At 67.1% G+C, this 14,677-nt stretch carries 15 protein-coding genes, 1 tRNA gene and 1 pseudogene; 10 read left to right on the top strand and 7 right to left on the bottom strand.

The window, feature by feature from the left end:
* From ACQUQ0_RS01025 to ACQUQ0_RS01010, 4 genes are all read left to right on the top strand, one after another.
* The gene (locus ACQUQ0_RS01025; RefSeq protein WP_435183030.1) at window positions 1–207 is read left to right on the top strand and encodes an HVO_2922 family protein; all 207 of its coding nucleotides are present in this window, start codon (window positions 1–3) and stop codon (window positions 205–207) included.
* A gap of 82 nt (window positions 208–289) precedes the next feature.
* On the top strand, window positions 290–1,042 hold the full coding sequence (locus ACQUQ0_RS01020) for an archaeal proteasome endopeptidase complex subunit alpha (RefSeq protein ID WP_435182619.1): 753 nt from the start codon (window positions 290–292) through the stop codon (window positions 1,040–1,042).
* A 110-nt stretch (window positions 1,043–1,152) separates the two neighbouring features.
* Window positions 1,153–1,227: transfer RNA gene (locus tag ACQUQ0_RS01015), tRNA-Glu, on the top strand.
* Between the two features lie 165 nt (window positions 1,228–1,392).
* Entirely contained in the window at window positions 1,393–2,181 is a 789-nt protein-coding gene (locus tag ACQUQ0_RS01010) for an SDR family NAD(P)-dependent oxidoreductase (RefSeq protein ID WP_435182618.1), read from the top strand.
* An 87-nt stretch (window positions 2,182–2,268) separates the two neighbouring features.
* Here ACQUQ0_RS01010 and ACQUQ0_RS01005 read toward each other — a convergent pair.
* Window positions 2,269–2,510: pseudogene (locus ACQUQ0_RS01005) on the bottom strand (alpha/beta fold hydrolase); the annotation flags it as partial.
* Between ACQUQ0_RS01005 and ACQUQ0_RS01000 the strand changes: the two are divergent.
* The 3 genes from ACQUQ0_RS01000 to ACQUQ0_RS00990 are packed head-to-tail and all read left to right on the top strand — an operon-like array spanning window position 2,425 to window position 4,342.
* Window positions 2,425–2,655: a hypothetical protein gene (locus ACQUQ0_RS01000; RefSeq protein WP_435182617.1), complete on the top strand. Its 231-nt coding sequence runs from the start codon at window positions 2,425–2,427 to the stop codon at window positions 2,653–2,655. The pseudogene ACQUQ0_RS01005 and the gene ACQUQ0_RS01000 overlap by 86 nt on opposite strands.
* A gap of 4 nt (window positions 2,656–2,659) precedes the next feature.
* On the top strand, window positions 2,660–3,505 hold the full coding sequence (locus ACQUQ0_RS00995) for a hypothetical protein (protein ID WP_435182616.1): 846 nt from the start codon (window positions 2,660–2,662) through the stop codon (window positions 3,503–3,505).
* 39 nt (window positions 3,506–3,544) lie between these two features.
* Entirely contained in the window at window positions 3,545–4,342 is a 798-nt protein-coding gene (locus ACQUQ0_RS00990) for a BtpA/SgcQ family protein (protein ID WP_435182615.1), read from the top strand.
* Here the strand turns inward: ACQUQ0_RS00990 and ACQUQ0_RS00985 are convergent.
* On the bottom strand, window positions 4,336–5,265 hold the full coding sequence (locus tag ACQUQ0_RS00985) for a carbohydrate kinase family protein (RefSeq protein ID WP_435182614.1): 930 nt from the start codon (window positions 5,263–5,265) through the stop codon (window positions 4,336–4,338). The genes ACQUQ0_RS00990 and ACQUQ0_RS00985 overlap by 7 nt on opposite strands.
* 277 nt (window positions 5,266–5,542) lie before the next feature.
* On the opposite strand from ACQUQ0_RS00985, the gene ACQUQ0_RS00980 reads away from it, so the two are divergent.
* On the top strand, window positions 5,543–6,385 hold the full coding sequence (locus tag ACQUQ0_RS00980) for an HFX_2341 family transcriptional regulator domain-containing protein (RefSeq protein ID WP_435182613.1): 843 nt from the start codon (window positions 5,543–5,545) through the stop codon (window positions 6,383–6,385).
* A gap of 220 nt (window positions 6,386–6,605) precedes the next feature.
* On the opposite strand, the gene ACQUQ0_RS00975 is transcribed toward ACQUQ0_RS00980, so the two are convergent.
* Complete coding sequence (locus ACQUQ0_RS00975; RefSeq protein WP_435182612.1) at window positions 6,606–7,043, bottom strand: IclR family transcriptional regulator; 438 nt, start codon at window positions 7,041–7,043, stop codon at window positions 6,606–6,608.
* Window positions 7,044–7,206: 163 nt separating this feature from the next.
* On the opposite strand from ACQUQ0_RS00975, the gene gfo6 reads away from it, so the two are divergent.
* Window positions 7,207–8,304: a D-xylose 1-dehydrogenase Gfo6 gene (gene gfo6, locus ACQUQ0_RS00970; RefSeq protein ID WP_435182611.1), complete on the top strand. Its 1,098-nt coding sequence runs from the start codon at window positions 7,207–7,209 to the stop codon at window positions 8,302–8,304.
* A 40-nt stretch (window positions 8,305–8,344) separates the two neighbouring features.
* Here the strand turns inward: gfo6 and ACQUQ0_RS00965 are convergent, their stop codons facing one another.
* The 3 genes from ACQUQ0_RS00965 to ACQUQ0_RS00955 form a co-directional block, all read right to left on the bottom strand.
* On the bottom strand, window positions 8,345–9,181 hold the full coding sequence (locus ACQUQ0_RS00965; RefSeq protein ID WP_435182610.1) for an aldo/keto reductase: 837 nt from the start codon (window positions 9,179–9,181) through the stop codon (window positions 8,345–8,347).
* A 64-nt stretch (window positions 9,182–9,245) separates the two neighbouring features.
* Window positions 9,246–10,319, bottom strand: coding sequence for a PEP/pyruvate-binding domain-containing protein (locus tag ACQUQ0_RS00960; protein ID WP_435182609.1), 1,074 nt, complete (start codon window positions 10,317–10,319; stop codon window positions 9,246–9,248).
* Window positions 10,320–10,347: 28 nt separating this feature from the next.
* Window positions 10,348–12,258 (bottom strand): PEP-utilizing enzyme, encoded by a 1,911-nt coding sequence (locus ACQUQ0_RS00955; RefSeq protein ID WP_435182608.1) that lies wholly within the window; start codon window positions 12,256–12,258, stop codon window positions 10,348–10,350.
* Between the two features lie 167 nt (window positions 12,259–12,425).
* Between ACQUQ0_RS00955 and ACQUQ0_RS00950 the strand changes: the two genes are divergently transcribed.
* Window positions 12,426–13,130, top strand: coding sequence for a metallophosphoesterase family protein (locus ACQUQ0_RS00950; protein WP_435182607.1), 705 nt, complete (start codon window positions 12,426–12,428; stop codon window positions 13,128–13,130).
* Window positions 13,131–13,160: 30 nt separating this feature from the next.
* On the opposite strand, the gene ACQUQ0_RS00945 is transcribed toward ACQUQ0_RS00950, so the two are convergent.
* A complete protein-coding gene (locus ACQUQ0_RS00945) occupies window positions 13,161–14,663 on the bottom strand; it encodes an aldehyde dehydrogenase family protein (protein WP_435182606.1) in 1,503 nt (500 codons plus the stop codon).
* Window positions 14,664–14,677: the final 14 nt, after the last annotated feature.

The following is a 14,677-nucleotide window of genomic DNA, read 5'->3' as shown; positions in this document are numbered from 1 at the left end:
ATCGCTGCGAGGGACGAACGTAATTCGGCGAAATTCGAGCTGTTCGAAGACCGATCGGGACAGTACCGCTGGCGGCTCGTCCACTCGAACGGGAACATCATCGCGGACAGCGGCGAGGGGTACGCCACAAAGCAGAAGGCAAAGCAGGGAATCGAGAGCGTCAAGCAGAACGCGTCGGACGCGGAGGTCGTCGAGGAGGAGCCCTGACCGTCCCGGAGCGATCCGTCGGTTCCGGTAATATCGTGTGACGCTGGTGGCTTTATCCGTCCCCGGCCCGGAGTAGGGGTAGATGAACCGAAACGACCAGCAGGCGTACGACCGTGGGACGTCGCTCTTCTCCCCGGACGGACGCATCTACCAGGTCGAGTACGCCCGGGAAGCGGTAAAGCGCGGGGCGCCGAGCCTCGGTGTCAGAACGAGCGAGGGCGTCGTCCTCGCGGCCCAGCGCCGGACGAACTCGCCGCTGATGGAGGGCGAGAGCATCGAGAAGCTCCACAAGCTCGACGACTTCCTCGGCGCCGCCTCCGCGGGCCACGTCGCCGACGCCCGCCGCCTGATCGACGACGCGCGGACGGCCGCCCAGCGGAATCGCCTGCGCTACGGCGAGCCGCTCGGCGTGGAGGCCCTCACGAAGACGCTCTCCGACGAGATCCAGGAGACGACCCAGGTCGGCGGGACCCGTCCGTTCGGCGCCGCGCTCCTCGTGGCCGGGATGGACGGCGACGACCCGGACGCGGCGCCCCGGCTCTTTCAGACTGATCCCTCCGGCGCGCCCCAGGAGTGGCGCGCGGTCGCCATCGGCTCCGGTCGCGACGACATCCAGGAGTTCCTCGAAGACAACTGGACCGACGACCTCTCGCTCGACGACGGGATCGCTATCGCCGTTCAGGGCCTCTTCGAGTCCGACGACGAACTCGGCGCAGAGAGCGTGAGCGTCGCGACGATCACGAGCGACGGTTACGAGAGCGTCTCCGAGGACGCGGTCGCGGCTGTCATCGACGAGCACGTCGACGACGAGACGGACGCCGACGACGCCGAGTAAGCCGCCTGCAGTCGTCCGCAGTCGTCGGAATCCGGTACGGCACACCGCCGCACGGCGCGGGCAAAACGGAACCGTTTTACACGTCCCACCGGTATCTGGGAGTGCGCATCGCTCCGTTGGTGTAGTCCGGCCAATCATCTTGCCCTCTCACGGCAAGGACCAGGGTTCGAATCCCTGACGGAGCACTTCTTTCCCCCGCGTCGTATTGCGATTTTCGACCAAAAGTAGCTCGACTGACGATCGGATCGCAGACGTTCGGCGGTGGATCCGATCGACCGAAGCGCCGTCGCGAGATCGATCAGGTGGTCGCCGGGCAAGAACCTTTTCCGACTGGTACCCGACCGTCGGATATGGACATCGATCTCGGACTGGAGGGCAACGTAGCGCTGGTCACCGGAAGCGCCACGGGCCTCGGCCACGCCTGTGCGGAGGCGTTCTCGCGTCAGGGCGCTGATGTCGCCCTCGCCGCGCCGAATCTGGACGACCTCGCGTACGCCGGCGACAGGCTCGACGCGCTCGGTGCGGGCGACATCTTCGGCCTCGAACTCGACGTCCGCGACCCCGACCACCTGGCGGTCCTCGTGGAAGAGACCGTCGACCAGTACGGTGGCATCGACCACCTCGTCACGGGGCCCCGACCACTCGAATCGGAGCGGTTCCTCGATGTCTCCGACGAGGACTGGTTCCGGGGGTTCGATCGGCTGTTTATGAGCGTCGTCTGGGCCATCCGCGAGTCCGCCCCGCACCTCGAAGCCTCCGATGCGGGCACGGTCGTCACCGTCGCCAACCCCGCCATTCCGGCGCTCGCGGACGAGCTGTCGGTGGCGACCGCCTACGGGCGAGCGGTCCAGGGGCTCACCGAGAGCCAGGCGACGTCGTTCGCGCCGGACGTCCGCGTGAACGCCGTCGCTCCGGGGCCGCACGAGACCGCGGACCTGGAGGAACTCCTCGCTCGACGAGTCGACGCCGGCGAGTTCGAGGATCTCGCGTCGGCCTGGGAGGCCGTGCTCGCGGACTGCCCCTACGCGTCGCCAGGGGATCCGCTCGACCTGGGGGCGGTGGTCACGTTCCTCTCCAGCCGGCACGCGAGCTTCGTCAACGGCGCGACCGTCCCGGTCGACGGCGGATCCGGGATCTGAGAGGCCCAGTCGACCCCCGGCTCGGGGGTCCGCTGACGACGGTGCGCAGCGACCGAGCCTCCCGTCGCCGGAAGCCGGAGTCGATCTCGAGAGGTGATCGAGGAGTGCGTCGGTCACCGCCGCCCGCTCGTGATGCACCAGTGGGACGCTTCCGGGAACGTCCGGGGCCGGCCGGTCTCGCAGTAGTCGAGGCTCCGTTCGGCCATCGAGGGGACGAGGCCGACGTCGTCTTCGCCCCAGCAGATGAGCGTCGGCTGTGTCACAGTGTCGCGCGGCGGGCGCTCGGACCGCCGGAAGCCGCGGTACCAGTGTATCCGCGGTTCGACGCCGGCTGGCGTCGACCCCCTCGGGCGCCTCGCTCAGATTGCAGCCTCGCTGGTCCGGGACGGCGCCGCGAGCGTGCCCGTCGCCGGGAGTCTCGTCGTCCGGATCCGGCCACGGCGGAAGGCTTACCTCGCCGGCGGGCGCCCCTGACGGTATGCAGTCGCTGCCGGAGACGCCGGAGCTGACGCCGCCGACGGACCTATCCGGCCACCTCTGGGTGCAGGAGCTCTCGACGGGGGGACGGCTCCGGTTTCAGGTGACGGCGGCCGGCGGACTCGCGTTCGCTACGCCGGACGAGACGGACACGACCGTCACGGCGCTTTCGGCCCCGTATCGGCGCGCGGCGTGGCGACTCCGGGAGGCCCTCGACCGCGATGCGGTCCGGTCTGCGGTCGACGATCCGGAGACCATCACGTTCGTCGGGCGAGCCACGTGGAACGAGGGCGTCGATTACCCGTGGCGCGACGTTCCGGCGTTCCTCGGCAGCGACGTCTGGAGCGACCGGACGGATCGGTTCCTGCCGCCGGACGCGGCGACGGCGGCGTTCGAACGGCTGGGGGTGCCGACCCTGCCCGCCGTCGCGAAGGAACAGCCCGTGTCCCGCACCGACCTCTCTCAGTACACCGACCCCGACGGATTCCCGTCGTCGGCGTGGCGCGACGGCCGCGCCGCCGGCGTCCTCCTCCGCGACAAGACCGGGACGCGCGCCCAGGCGTGGCGTCCCGTCACGACGGCCACCGGACCGGACCGCGACGACCCCTCCGTTGCGGACGTCGTGACGCGACACGCGACCGAAGAGCGCATCGCCGAGACGGTCGCCCGCCTGGACGCCACCGAGTACGCTCCGTCGGTCGAGGCCGTACGCGACCGTGTCGTCGCCGACATCACCCGGGAGCGCTACCCCGAACTGTACCGGGACGGCGACCCCGTGGTGTCGATGAGAGCGCTCGACTCCGCGATCGCGGAGTCGGTCCAGCGGTACCTCGCCGACCGCCCGTGAGCGGAGTCGATTAAGTCTCTCGAACGGTGAGACAGCGGTATGGACATCTTCGGCTCGGAGACCCCGATCATCGGAATGGTACACCTGCCGCCGCTCCCGGGCGCGCCCGGCTTCGACGGCGACAGGGGCGCGACCCGCGACCGACTCCACCGGGACGCGTCGGCGCTCGAATCGGGAGGCGTCGACGGGATTATGCTGGAGAACTTCGGCGACGCTCCCTTCTATCCGGACCGGGTGCCCCGCCACGTCGTCGCCGACGTCGCGGCGCTCGCGGAGTCGCTCCGCGAACGCGTCTCGATCCCCTTCGGCGTGAACGTGCTCCGAAACGACGCCCGGAGCGCGCTCGGCGTCGCCGCCGCGACTGGCGGGGCCTTCGTCCGCGTGAACGTACACACCGGGGCGCGACTGACGGACCAGGGCCTCATCGAGGGGACGGCTCACGAGACCCTGCGGCTCCGCGAGCGGCTCGACGCCGACGTCGCGATCCTCGCGGACATCGACGTGAAGCACTCCGCGCCGGTCGCCGAACGGCCGCTCGGCGAGGTCGTGAGCGAACTCGTCGAGCGCGGCGGGGCCGACGCGGTCGTCGTGAGCGGCACCGGCACGGGCGAGGCGGTCGAGACGGACGCCCTCGACGCCGTGGTCGAGGCCCGCGACGCGCGCGGCCTCGACGCGCCGGTCTTGGTCGGCAGCGGCGTGACGCCCGGGACGGCGCCCGAACTCCTCTCGGTCGCCGACGGCGCGATCGTCGGGACGGCGCTCAAACGGGGCGGCGAGACGACGAACCCCGTGGACGAAGCCGCGGTCGAGCGCCTCGTCGACGCCCGCCCTCACTGACTCTCCAGGAACTCCCGCACCGCGGACTCCGAGGGAAGGCGGCCGCGCGCGCCGTCGGCGGTGCAGTTGAGCGCCGCCGCGGCGGCCGCAAAGCGACCTGCCGCCGCCGGCGACTGCCCGCCGAGCAACCACGTGTGGATCAGCCCCGCGGTGAAGGCGTCACCGGCGCCTGTCGTGTCCGCCACGTCGACCTCGAAGGCGGGCACGTCGATCACCGCTCCCTCGTCGAGGAGGACCGCGCCGTCGCGTCCCCGCGTGACGGCGGCGCGAGAGACGCCCCGTCGCGCGAGGGTAGTTACGGCCTCCTCGACCCCGCCGCCGAAGTACGACTCGGCGGCGACCTCACCGACCACGAACAGATCGACCACGGGGAGGAGGCGATCGATGGTGGCCGGCGTCGTTCCCCGGCCTTCGAGCTCCGAGAGCGGCCCCGCGAGGTCGAACACGAGCGTCGAGACCGCTCCGCGCTCGCGCGCGTCCACGAGTCCGGAGACCACCTCGTCGGGGGCGTAGGCGCTGGTGAAGACCGTTCCGGCCTCGCCCGCGTACTCGACGTCGACGTCGTCGAGCCGAAGCTTCGGGACGCTGTCCCCGCCAGCGACGATCATTCGCTCGCCGTCCGGACCGCGGAGGACCAGCGTGTACGACGACTCCTCGGGGCCGGAACGGATCCGAGTGCAGTCGATCCCGCGTGCGCGGAGGTCACTCTCGATCTCGTCGGCCGCATCCTCGCCGACGCGCGTGACGATGCCCGTCTCGTTCCCCAGCGCGGCGAGCTCCGAAGCGACGTTCGCGGCGACGCCGCCCACTTCGGTCGCGTGATCGCGGACGAACGCACCGCCGTCGGGCTCCGGGAGGTTCGAGAGCGCGTACAGGTGGTCGATGACGGCACTGCCGACCGAAACGACGTCGAGCGAGGCCATTGCGTCTCCTCGGAGGTGGGACTCTACGATCATACAGGCGTCGCTGTTCGTCGCTCCGCGCGAGACGCGGTGACGGGATTCGAGAACGTCGACGGCGACCGAGCGAAACGGCGGAGGGCCGAAGCGGGGGGATGCTTCCGCATCCACTGGGTCGTTCACGTGACAGAGATACAAGAGCACTCCGCTGACAAAGAAGCACTATTGAGAGCGTAAGCAGTTATGACAGCATCAACGAAACGACCGCAGTATCTATACTACGCCCTCACGAAGCGACGCTATGAGCGACGAGGAGCCAGCCCCGACGCCCGCGGACGACCGATCGAACGCGACGACCGAGGACGACACCGCGGCGGACGAGTCGGTGTCGTTCGAGGGCCTGACCGTGTCCGATCGGGTGCACATCGTCCCGCTGGGCTACGAATACGAACGCGTGACCGTCCCGGCGATCCGGATGCGGGCCGACCGCGTGTACCTCGTATACCACGAGGGCGACGACCCGGCCAAGCGGCCAGAGTACTACGCGGACATCCGCGAGGATCTCCGCGCCGCCGGTATTGCTGTCGATGACGACACCGTCTGCAACATCTTCGATCTGTACGACACGCTCCGGACGGTCGCCGAGCTCATCCAGGCCAACAGGGAACACGAGGTGTACGTGAACCTGGCGTCCGGCGGGAAGGTAACCGCGATCGCGGGGATGATCGCGTGTATGGTCACGGGCAACGCCGAGCCGATCTACGTCAGCGCCGCCGAGTACGGACAGGACAAGGAGGTCCCGGTGGCGAAAAACGTCACCAGCGTGTCCCGCCTGCCGACGTACCCGATTCAAGCGCCGTCTCGGGACCCGCTCCGCCTGCTCCGCTACGTCGTCGAGGACGGCCCGGTCACGAAACAGGAGTGCATCGAGTTCGCGGTCGGCGCCGGTATCGACCCGCTCGCCGGCCACAGCGAAGACGACACGCGCGGGCTGTATCGGCTGCTCGACTCGCACCTGCTGAATTCGCTGCGCGACGACGGGTACGTGGAGACGTTCAAGAAGGGCCGGAACAAGTACGTCGAAGCCACTGCCGAAGGAGAAAACACCCTCGAAGCGTTCGCGTATCTACTCGACGAGGACTGATTTGGATTGATAGCGGATTAATATATTAGATATATAAAAATAATTTATAATATTAATTATATTTATAAAATATTCAAATAGTGCAATTAGAATCCAAAACGGCAAAAATCTATTCTAAAATATATCAATTTACGAATTACTAATAAATAGTATCAATTTTGTAGTATATGCGGAGAAGCTCATTTATGACGTTTGGATCCCAGTCCTCGACACAGAGACGCTACGCCGAATCGGATCCGTGGACGAGGTTGAGTTCGACTTCGTTCGTCGCCGCGAGCACCCGATCTGCGATCTCGTTCCGGCACCGCGACTCGGGCATCCGATGGGCCGCGCCGGCGACGCTGATCGCCCCGCGGACGCCCTCCCCGTCGACGATGGCGGCGCCGACGGCGTGGAGCCCGTCGATCGACTCCTCGAAGTTCAACGCGTAGCCCCGCTCGCGGATCTCGTCCAGCTCGGCGAACAGCTGCTCCCGCGACGAGAGCGTGTGGTCAGTTCGCTGTGAGAGCCCGCGCTGTTCGATGATCTCTTCGACTCGGGCGTCCGGTAGCTCCGCGAGTATCGCCTTGCCCCCAGAAGTCGTGTGTAACGGGACGTGCCGGCCGATACGTGCGTCTGTCGCCACGACGTTCTCGCCGATCGCTCCGTGAATGAACACGCCCTGTCCCCGCTCTTCGACGTGTCTGGTGCCATACGATTTGGGCTCGCCTAAACAAATGAAGCGCTTTCGAATTTTAGACTAACCTAAAATTGGCGCTCGCGCGACAATTACATCGGCGTGTCGCCGGAGTTATTTCGACGCCCGCCGTCGGACGTCGGATATGGAGGACGCCCTCGCCGACTACCTCGATGAGTTCACGCGCCGCGACTGGCAGACGCTCGACCCCGACGACGTCGACGACCCCGTCCGGATCGCGGTCGTCGGACTGGGATGGTTCGCCCGCGAGTGGGCGCTCCCGGGCATCGCGCGCTCGGCGTTCACCGAGGCGACCGTCGTCACAGACGTCGACGCAGACGCCGTTGAGACCGTCGCCGCCGAAGGCGACGTCCGCGGAGTCACGCCCGACGAACTCCGATCCGGCGCCGTCGCCGACGCCTACGACGCGGTCTATGTCGCCACGCCGAACGCGACCCACCTGGAGTACGTGCGGGCCGCCGCCGAGCAGGGGAAGGCGATCCTCTGTGAGAAGCCGCTGGAGGCGACGCTCGACCGCGCCCGGGAGCTCGTGGCCGCCTGCCGCGACGCCGACGTCCCGCTGATGGTCGGCTACCGGATGCAGACCGATCCCGCGGTGCGGCGGCTGCGGGACCTCCTGGAGGCGGGCTTCGCCGGCGACGTCGTCCACGTCCACGCGACGATGTCGCAGACGATGCTCGGCGAACTCGGCAGCGACCACGACCAGTGGCGGCTCGACCCCGACCTCTCGGGCGGCTGCGCGCTGATGGACATCGGCGTCTACCCGCTGAACACGACCCGGTTCGTCCTCGGTTCGGACCCGGTTCGGGTGTCGGGCCGGACCCGCACGGAGCACGAGGCGTTCGCGGGCGTCGACGAGCACGCGACGTTCAGATTAGAGTACCCCGGCGGCGTCGACGCGATGTGTACGGTGAGCCAGAACGCCCAGCACGCCAGCCGGCTCGAAGTCACCGGGACCGACGCCCGATTGATCCTCGATCCGGCGTTCTACGAACGCGAGGACCGAGGGTTCGCCGTCGTTCGCGACGGGACCCGCGTCGACGTCGACTTCGACCAGGTCCACCAGATCGAAGAGGAGTTCGCCTACTTCGGGCACCAGCTGCTGGCAGGGGAACCGTTCTACCCGGACGGCGACCACGCGCTGGGCGATATGCGCGTCCTCGATGCGCTCTACGAGTCGGCGGAGACGGGCCGAGCGGTCGCGCTCGGCGACGACGCGTAGGGCTCGGTGCGCCTCGCGCTACGGCTCGGTTCGCCCCGCGCTACGGCTCGATGCCGTAAATGTCGCCCGTCCAGTCGCGCGCGGGGTGGTCGTACACCGGCTGGTCGCGGTCGCGCTCGTCGAGCCGCCTGCGGTCTTCGTCGTCGAGCGACCAGTCGAGGTCGGCGTTGGCCCGCACGTGCTCGGGGGTCGACGACCGCGGCAGGGCCACGATGTCGCGGTCGAGCGCCCAGCGGAGGATCACCTGGGCGGGGTGTTTGTCGTACGTCTCGGCCAGCTCTTGGACCACCTCGTCCTCGAACACGTCGGTCCGCGCCAGCGGCGCCGCGGCCTCGATCACGGTGTCCGATTCCCGACAGTACTCGGCGAGATCGGGCCGCTGGAACCACGGATGGAACTCGATCTGATTGACCGCGATCGGGACGTCGGAGATGTGGTGGGCACAACTCAGCTGGTAGGCGCTGAAGTTCGAGACGCCCACGTTGCGGACGAGCCCCCGCTCGTGGAGGCGCTCCATCGCCTGCAGCGACTCCCGCAGCGAGATCGCCGGATTGGGCCAGTGGATGAGGTAGAGGTCGAGGTAGTCGGTCCCCAGTCGGTCCAGGGACGCCTCGCACGACCGGATCAGCGACTCGTAGTCGAGGTTCTTCGCGAGCACCTTCGAGGTGAGAAACACCTCGTCGCGGTCGTACTCGGCGAGGACGTCGCCGATGACGGCCTCGTTTTGGTACCCCTCGGCGGTGTCGATGTGGGTGTAGCCCGCCTCCAGGGCCGCGCGGACGCTGGCTTCGGTCTCCTCGTCGCTCAGGTCGTAGGTGCCCAACCCGAGCGCGGGCAGTTCGTCGCCGCTCGGGAGGGTGTGGGTGGGAGTGTTCACAGGCACAGTTCGTCAGATCGCTGATTGAAAGTACCGCTTCCGGACGGGAGCGTCCGACCGGCGGCTACAACCGGTCGAGAATGCGGTCGGCCGTGCTCGAGGACTCGCTCGTTCCGCGCTCGTCGCGCCGCGCCTCGTCTTCGTCGTTCCACGTCGTTTCGGGGCGACTCTGGAGGACGTAGAAGCGCCGTTCGTCGCCGTCTTCCTCGATCGCCCACTCGATGTCCTGCGGTTCGTCGTAGTGTCGCTCGATCGCTTTCGCTAGGTCGGTCAGTTTGATGATCTCGTCGGCCGTGAGGGAGGGGACGTCCCGCCGGTCGTCGTCGACCTCGATCTCTTCGGTCCCGGCGTCGGTCGGGACGGTCATCACGTTCTTCTCGGAGACGTTGCGGTCGACGATCTTGTACACCGGCTTGTCGACGAGGAAGCTGTCGGGCGTGACGGTGCCGCTCACGACGGCCTCGCCCAGCCCCCAGTTCGACTCGATCCGCACCTTCGAGCGGTCGCCGTTGGACGGGTTCACGGTGAACATCACGCCGGAGGTGCGGGCGTCGACCATCTTCTGGACCCCGACGCTGATCTGGACCTCGTCGCGGTCGAAGCCGTGCTTCTCGCGGTAGGTGATCGCCCGCGCGGTGAACAGGCTGGCCATACACTCCTTGGTCCGCTGGACGACCGCATCGAAGTCCGTGACGTTGAGGTAGGTGTCCTGCTGGCCGGCGAAGCTCGCGTCCGGGAGGTCCTCGGCCGTCGCGGACGACCTAACGGCCACCTGCAGATCCTCGTTCCCGGTTTCGACCTGTAGCTCCTGCCAGGCCGACGCCAGGTGCTCTGCGAGGAAGTCCGGCAACTCGGCGCTCTCGATGTGCTCGCGGATGTCCGCGCTCGCGGCCGCGACGGCGCTGTCGTCGTCGATGTCGACGGTCGCGAGCCGTTCGGAGATGTACTCGCCGAGCGACTGTTCTTCGAGGAAGGCCTCGTAGAAGTCCGTCGTGACGGCGAATCCTGGCGGTACCTGGACCTCGTCTCCGGCCTCCATCAGTTCGCCGAGGGAGGCGTTCTTGCCACCGACGAGTCCGATGTTCTCCTTGGTGCAGTCCGGTGAGGCGAAACGTAGCGTGTAGGTGCGATTGGACATAGTTCAGATAGTACTCGGTCCGATTTAGTTACTCCCCAGCTTTTTCGAGGATCTCGACCTCGCCGGTCTCGCCGTCGAGACGGATGAGATCGCCCGTCTGGATGACCGACGTGGCGTGTCCGGTCCCGGTCACGGCGGGAAGGCCGTACTCGCGGCAGACGATCGCCGCGTGGCTCGTGATGCCGCCGTCGTCGGTGACGGCCCCCTTCGCCCGCGGGAAGACCGGCGCCCACGCCGGATTGGTCAACGGCGCGACGAGCACCTCGCCGTCCTGGAGTTTGTCGATGTCGCTGGAGTCGCTGATCACCCGCGCCGGTCCCTCGACCCGGCCGGACGAGGAGCCGAAGCCCTCCAGGTGCGTCTCGTCGCCGGCGTCGGACTCGATGTCGAGCCAGTTTTCGACCTTCTCGGTGGTGATCCCCCACAGCATCTGCATCAGCGGGTCGGTGACCTCCTCGGGCGGGTCGCCGAGCGCCGGCGAGGGGTCCCACTCCTTTGCGGCCTCGAACATCTCGCGGCGCTCGGCGGCGCGGTCCTGCCACCGCGTCGAGACGAACGCGTCCTTGCCGAGCGCCCACGTCCCACACGCCTCTTCGAGCAGTTCTGCGACCTCGAAGCGGTTGAAGAGGAAGACGTCCTCGCGGTCTGCGAGTAGCCCGTGATTGACGAGCAACTGTCCGAACTCCCGCATCTTCCGGAAGACGATGGTGTGGAGCCAGTTCTCGATCCAGAACTGGTGGTTCTCGGCGTACTCGTAGATCGTCATACAGGTCTCGTACGCGTGGTCGAACTCCTCGCGTTCTTCGGGGTCCAGATACCGTCGGTACTCGTCGACGACCTCGTCCCGTTCCGCCTGGAGCGCGTCGAAATCACGTCCCAGCGTCTCGCCGGACTGGAGCCGGTCGACCTTCGATTGGAGGTGGTCGAAGGGCGCTTCGAGGTCCTCGATCCACGAGCCCTTGTAGCTGTGGAAGCCGTCGCCGTAGGTCATGTAGAACCACGGATCTTTGACCTCGTCGAAGGCGTCTATGAACTCCCGGCCGGCCTCGGTCTCCCGCAGGCATTCGATCTTCTCCTCCGGGTTGGCGTTCGCGGTCAGCACGTCCGTGACGTCCTCGCCGAGGTCGACCGCCAGCGCGGCCAGGTCGTTCAGTTCCTGATCCGGCCGGAACACGTCGGCCTCGACGGCCGACACCATCTTGCCGATCGCGTCGTCGGAGATGTCCGGGAACAGTTCGCGGCTGAGCTCGGTGAACTGCATATAGGCCAGGTACGCGAGGTAGAGGAACTCGAAGTGGCGCTGCCAGCCTTCGAGCGCCAGCTCGGTGAGGCGGTTGTAGTTCCGGACGACTTGGAGGGTCGACTGACTCTGGCCCTTCCCCTCGGTGATCACGTCGTCGGGGACGTACTCGGGGAGCTCGTCGGGGACCTCCAGGTCGTCGATCTCGTTGCCGATCCGCTTGACCGCCGGGAGCCAGATTCCGTTGTAGAGCGCGTCGTAGTTCTCGTAGTAGTACTCGCTCCGCTCCTTGAAGATGCGGCCGCGCTCTTCGAGGAGTTCCTCGTCCTCGACCTTGATCCCCGTGAAGTACGCGTAGCCGGCGATCACCCGGATGTCGACCGACATCGACGGCGGGATCGCGAAGACCCGGCTCGTGTTCTGGGCCATCGCGATCTGCCACGCCTGCGCGCTGATCGTCATATCCCAGGGCATCACCGGCTCGGTCGTGTCCTTCTTGTCCCAGAACCAGAACCGGTCCCGTTCGTACTCCGTGCGGTCGTCTTCCAACTCGAACTGGAAGTACTCGGGGTACGCCTCCTCCCACCCCTCCAGTTCCGCCGGGAGCTCTAGTTCGCCGGCGTGCGGAAACCGCGTCCGGGCCTCTGTCGTTCCGCCGTCTGTGTCCGCTGTCGCGGACGTTTCACGATCTGACTCCATGTGAACAGTCACCGAGGCACAACTATTTATAATTAACGACTCGGGAGATGATTTTGTAATCAGATATGAGGATATAGAAAATTATTGTATTTTGAAATCGCTTTAAGAGAGTGATTAGGTACAGTAAATGGGGTAGTTTGATTACAGTATAATTACTATGTGAGTGTATGCGAATCGGACTCATCAGCGACGTACACGCCAACCGTCCTGCGCTCGACGCCGTCCTCGACGATATGCCCGACGTCGACGCCTGCGTTCACGCGGGCGACGTCGTCGGATACGGACCCTTCCCCAGCGAGGTCATCGAGGTCTTTCGGGCGAACGACATCGTCTCGATCCAGGGGAATCACGACCGCGCGGTGCTCGGTGACTTCCACGACAACTTCCACGAGATCCCGAAGTCGGCCGCGCTCTGGACGGCCGAACGGTTGACCGACGACGAGCTCGCGTACATCGACGCTCTGCCGACCGAACGCGAGCTGTACGACGGGCAGCTCAAGGTCGCCCACGGGGCCCCGGGGAAGCCGAACACCTACACCTACCCAGAGGATTTCAGCGCCGACCTGCTCGGCGAGGAATCGGTCCTGGCGATCGGCCACACCCACATCCAGGCGTCGGAGACGTTCGAAGACGGCGTCGTCGTCAATCCCGGCAGCGTGGGGCTCCCCCGCGACGGCGACTGGCGACCCGGCTACGCGGTCGTCGACGTGGACGCGGCGACCGTCGACCTGCGCCGCGTCGAGTATCCGAAGGAGGAGACCCAGGCCGCGATCGAGGAACACGGCCTCCCGGAAGTGCTGGTCGACGGCCTCGAACACGGGGAACTGGTCTTCGGCCGGGCGAAGCGGTCCGTCACCGACTCCGTGGAGTGACAGATCGCGCCGGGCGCGGCCGGCGCCAGGTCAGAACGGATACTCGCGCGGCCGGTGCTGAATCGACGTCCACTTGTGTTCTGTGAGTTCGTCGATGATCCACTCGCCGTTGTAGCGACCCATCCCGGAGTTCTTCGTCCCGCCGAAGGGCACGTGCGGTTCGTTGTTGATGGGCTGGTCGTTGATGTGGACCATCCCGGCGTCGATCCGGTCGGCGACGTCGCGCGCCCGCGAGATCCGCTCGGAGTGGACCGAGGCGGCGAGGCCGTACTCGGTGTCGTTCGCCAGTTCGACCGCCTCGTCGTCGTCCGCGAACGGGATCACGGGCGCGACGGGGCCGAAGTGTTCGTTGCACGCGGCGGCCATCTCGTTTTCCATCCCGGAGAGCACGGTCGGCTCGACTAGCAGTCCGTCCGCGTCGCCGCCGAGTTCGAGCGTCGCGCCCTGTTCGACGGACCGCTCGACGTACGCGAGGACGGTGTCGCGCTCGCTCTCGCTGATGATCGGGCCGACGATCGTCTCGTCGTCCAGCGGATCGCCGACGGTCAGGTCAGCCGCGCGTTCGACCAGTCGCTCGACGTACTCGTCGTAGATCGACTCGTGGACGAGGTGGCGGTTGATCGAGATGCAGATCTGCCCCTGATGCATAAACGAGCCGAAGACGCCCGCGTCGACGGCGCGCTCGACGTCCGCGTCGTCGAGCACGACGTGGGGGTTGTTCCCGCCCAGTTCCATCGCGGGGAGCGCGAACGCGCCGGCCGCGTTGCGGGCGACGCGCTGTCCCACGGACGTCGATCCCGTGAACGCCACGGCCGACATCGCCGGGTGGGAGGCGACCCGGTCGCCGATCTCCGAGCCGCGGCCCGTGACGACGTTGAGGACGCCGTCGGGGAGGCCCGCCGCCTCGAAGAGCCGGGCGATGAGGAGTCCGCCGGTGATGGGCGTTTCGGTGGCCGGCTTGAGCACGACGCTGTTGCCGAGGGCGATCGCGGGCGCGACCGCGCGCAGCGAGAGCTGGAACGGGAAGTTCCACGGCGAGATCACGCTCACCACGCCGACCGGCTCCCGCTTGACGATGTTCTCCTTCCCCTCGACCTTCGAGCGGCTGTGGCTCCCGTCCATCCGGAACGGGTAGGTCGCCACGTCGTGCATCATCTCGCCCGTCGAGGTGAACTCCCGCGACGCCTTCGGCCGGGCGCTCCCGGACTCGATCGCCAGCAGTTCTGTCAGTTCCTCGTGGTAGGTCTCGATGAGTCGCTGTACCTCGCGGATGACCTCGCCGCGCTCCTGCGGGAGGACCTCCTGCCACTCCTCTTGGGCCCGCGCGGCCGTCTCGAACGCCTCGTCGACGTCGGCGACGGTCCCGGCGGGCACCTCGCTCACGACGTCGCGGGTGGCGGGGTTCGCCACGGGGATCGTCGCTCCCCCCTCGGCGGGCCGCCACTCGCCGTCGACGTAGATGCCGTTCCAGTCCGCGTCGATCGAGATGTCCCTCGCCGCTATCTGTGCCGTTCGTGATGACTGCTGTGTCATTGTATCAGTGATTG

Origin of the sequence: Halobellus sp. EA9, from assembly GCF_051195055.1 — an archaeon.
Lineage (GTDB): Archaea > Halobacteriota > Halobacteria > Halobacteriales > Haloferacaceae > Haloquadratum > Haloquadratum rubicundus.
Note: the sequence above shows the minus strand (reverse complement) of the source record. Positions and strands in the feature narration are given on the sequence as shown.

Bases quoted from the DNA above. Each gene is read 5' to 3' on its own strand.
- ACQUQ0_RS01020 (WP_435182619.1), top strand. From the start codon at position 290: ATGAACCGAAACGACCAGCAGGCGTACGACCGTGGGACGTCGCTCTTC.
- ACQUQ0_RS01010 (WP_435182618.1), top strand. From the start codon at position 1,393: ATGGACATCGATCTCGGACTGGAGGGCAACGTAGCGCTGGTCACCGGA.
- ACQUQ0_RS01000 (WP_435182617.1), top strand. From the start codon at position 2,425: ATGAGCGTCGGCTGTGTCACAGTGTCGCGCGGCGGGCGCTCGGACCGC.
- ACQUQ0_RS00995 (WP_435182616.1), top strand. From the start codon at position 2,660: ATGCAGTCGCTGCCGGAGACGCCGGAGCTGACGCCGCCGACGGACCTA.
- ACQUQ0_RS00990 (WP_435182615.1), top strand. From the start codon at position 3,545: ATGGACATCTTCGGCTCGGAGACCCCGATCATCGGAATGGTACACCTG.
- ACQUQ0_RS00985 (WP_435182614.1), bottom strand. From the start codon at position 5,265: ATGGCCTCGCTCGACGTCGTTTCGGTCGGCAGTGCCGTCATCGACCAC.
- ACQUQ0_RS00980 (WP_435182613.1), top strand. From the start codon at position 5,543: ATGAGCGACGAGGAGCCAGCCCCGACGCCCGCGGACGACCGATCGAAC.
- gfo6 (WP_435182611.1), top strand. From the start codon at position 7,207: ATGGAGGACGCCCTCGCCGACTACCTCGATGAGTTCACGCGCCGCGAC.
- ACQUQ0_RS00960 (WP_435182609.1), bottom strand. From the start codon at position 10,319: ATGTCCAATCGCACCTACACGCTACGTTTCGCCTCACCGGACTGCACC.
- ACQUQ0_RS00955 (WP_435182608.1), bottom strand. From the start codon at position 12,258: ATGGAGTCAGATCGTGAAACGTCCGCGACAGCGGACACAGACGGCGGA.
- ACQUQ0_RS00950 (WP_435182607.1), top strand. From the start codon at position 12,426: ATGCGAATCGGACTCATCAGCGACGTACACGCCAACCGTCCTGCGCTC.
- ACQUQ0_RS00945 (WP_435182606.1), bottom strand. From the start codon at position 14,663: ATGACACAGCAGTCATCACGAACGGCACAGATAGCGGCGAGGGACATC.